The sequence below is a fragment of the Deltaproteobacteria bacterium PRO3 genome (assembly GCA_030263375.1).
GTDB lineage: Bacteria > UBA10199 > UBA10199 > DSSB01 > DSSB01 > DSSB01.
Genome location: SZOV01000188.1, coordinates 1 through 2141 on the forward strand (window position 1 = coordinate 1; position 2141 = coordinate 2141).

General features: G+C 70.9%; 1 protein-coding gene. It reads right to left on the reverse strand.

The genetic code is table 11. The annotated features are described in order from the left end of the window. The coding region (locus FBR05_15195) for a tetratricopeptide repeat protein (GenBank protein ID MDL1873525.1) at positions 1–2141 on the reverse strand (2141 nt) is incomplete at both ends.

A 2141-nucleotide genomic window follows, 5' to 3' on the forward strand; every position in this document is an offset into this window, starting at 1 on the left:
AAGGCGCCCGCCTTGTAGCCGAAGAGCTCGGCCTCGACCAGGTTGGCGGGGAGCGCGGCGCAATTGAGTGCAATGAAGGGCCCCCGCTGGCGGCGCGAGCGCTCGTGCAGCGAGCGGGCGAGCAGCTCCTTGCCGGTGCCCGACTCACCGTGTAGCACCACCGAGAGGTCGGTGTCGCGGACCCGCTCCACCATCCGGAACAGCTCCTGCATCTCCTTGTTGCGGCTTAAAAAATCCATCTCGGCGAAGCGCCGGAGCACGCTGGACTCGACGGCCGCCTCGCGGGCCTGCGCCAGCTCCTGCTCGCTGCGGTCGAGGCGGCCTTGCAGCTCGCGAATCAGGCGGCGCAGGGCCTCGGGGTCGCGCTCCTCGCCGATGCGGCGCTCGGCGGCGAGCAGCGAGTCCTCGGGGTCGAAGCGCTCGACGCGGGTGGAATTCCCCTCCCCCGCCTCGGGGGCCGTTTTCTTTTCGTCGGGTGCTTTCATCATTCCCTCCTGAATTGCGGCGCAGCGCGCCTGTTTCTCCTCGTCGTCGGCGAGCGGGAGCAGCTCGGCCAAGACGTCCTGCAGCCGCACGCGGTCGCCCTCGTCGCGGGCGATCTCGGCGCGGGTCAGCAGGGTCCAAAAGCGGAACTGCCCCAGCGAAGGCTCCCGTGCGGCCATGCGGTCGGCGTCGCGCGCGTGCAGCTCGGCCTCGGCGAAACGCCCCTCGCGGCGGAATAGGTCCCCCAGCTCGACCAAGGCCCGGGCCTCGAGGTATTTCTCATAGGCCTTTTTCTCGGGCAGCTTGCCCAGCAGCTTGAGGGCCAGCTCGAAGTTGTCGCGCGCCGCCGCGAAGTCGCCGCGCTCGGCCTGGATCGAGCCGATGTTCTGGGCCAGGGCGGCGGCGCTCGGATAATCCTCGAGGTAATTCGCCAGCTCGAGGCCGCGGCCGTAGTCGGCCAGGGCCGGCTCCCACTCGCCGCGCAGGTGCCGCGCCTTGCCCAGGCCGTTGTAGGCGCGGAGCAGAAACTCGAAATTCCGGTGCAGGCGCATCAGCTCGGAGCCGCGCTGGAAGCTCTCGATCGCCGCCGCGTAGTCCTTCGCCAACAAATACGCCTCGCCGAGATTGTAATGCACGCGCATCAGGGCCTGGGTGTCGCCGACGCGCTCGTAGAAGGGCAGGATCTCGCGCAGCGCGCCCACCGCCCGCGCGGCGTCGCCCTTCATCAGATAGGCCGAACCCAAGTCCTGGTTGCGGACCTTCTCCTGCTCGGCGGGGGGCAGGGTCGCCCAGCGCCGCTGCATGGCCTCGAAGAGCTCGATCGCCGCGTCCAGCTTCCCCTCCTGACAGAGCAGCCAGGCGCGGTAGTTCTGCGCGCGGATCGTCCGGGCCTCGTCCTCCCCGCCGCCCTCCTCGAGCAGGGCCAGGGCCCGCTCGACGCAGGCTCGGGCCTCTTCGTGGCGGTGGGCGTTGATCTTTTGCAGGCCGCGGCGCTCGTAGATGGCGGCGCGCAGGCGGAGTTTTCGGCCCAGGTCGGCCACCTCCCGCGCCTCGGCCTCGGCCCGGCAAAGGGCTGCTTCGGCCTCCTCGCCGCGCTTCGTCTTGAGCAGCTCCTCGGCGCGGCGCAGGGACAACTCGGCGCGCCCCGCATGATCCTCCGCCGGGAGGGCCGCCAGGACCGAGTCGATCTCCGCCAGATCCAGCGGGGCGCTCTCGAAATCGAGGTCCGCCTCCGCGAAGGCCGCGAGGTTCCAACGGCCGTGGGCGTCGACCCAGCGCTGCGGACGCGCGAGGCCCTCCAGCAGCGAGACCGCCAGCTGCGGGTTGCCGCGGCTGCGCTCCCAGAGGCGCGCCAGGAAATTCTCCGGCACCTTGTCGAGGCCGCTCAGCTCGCGGAAGAAGGCCTCCAGCTCGCCGCGCGTGAAGGGCGGCACCGGAAGGAGGCTCACCCTCCAGCCCTCCTCCATCAGGGCCCGCTCCAGCTCGCCCGCGCGCTCCGGCCCCGCCGTCAGGACCAGAATGGCGGGCGCCTTGGGATCTTGCCAAGGCGCCGCGGCGGGGTCGGCCTCCCCGATCCAGAGATCGCAGTCTTCGCGCGGAGGCGCGGCCGCCCGGACCCGCTCCATCTGGAAGCGGTATTTCAGCTCCTGGGCGATGCG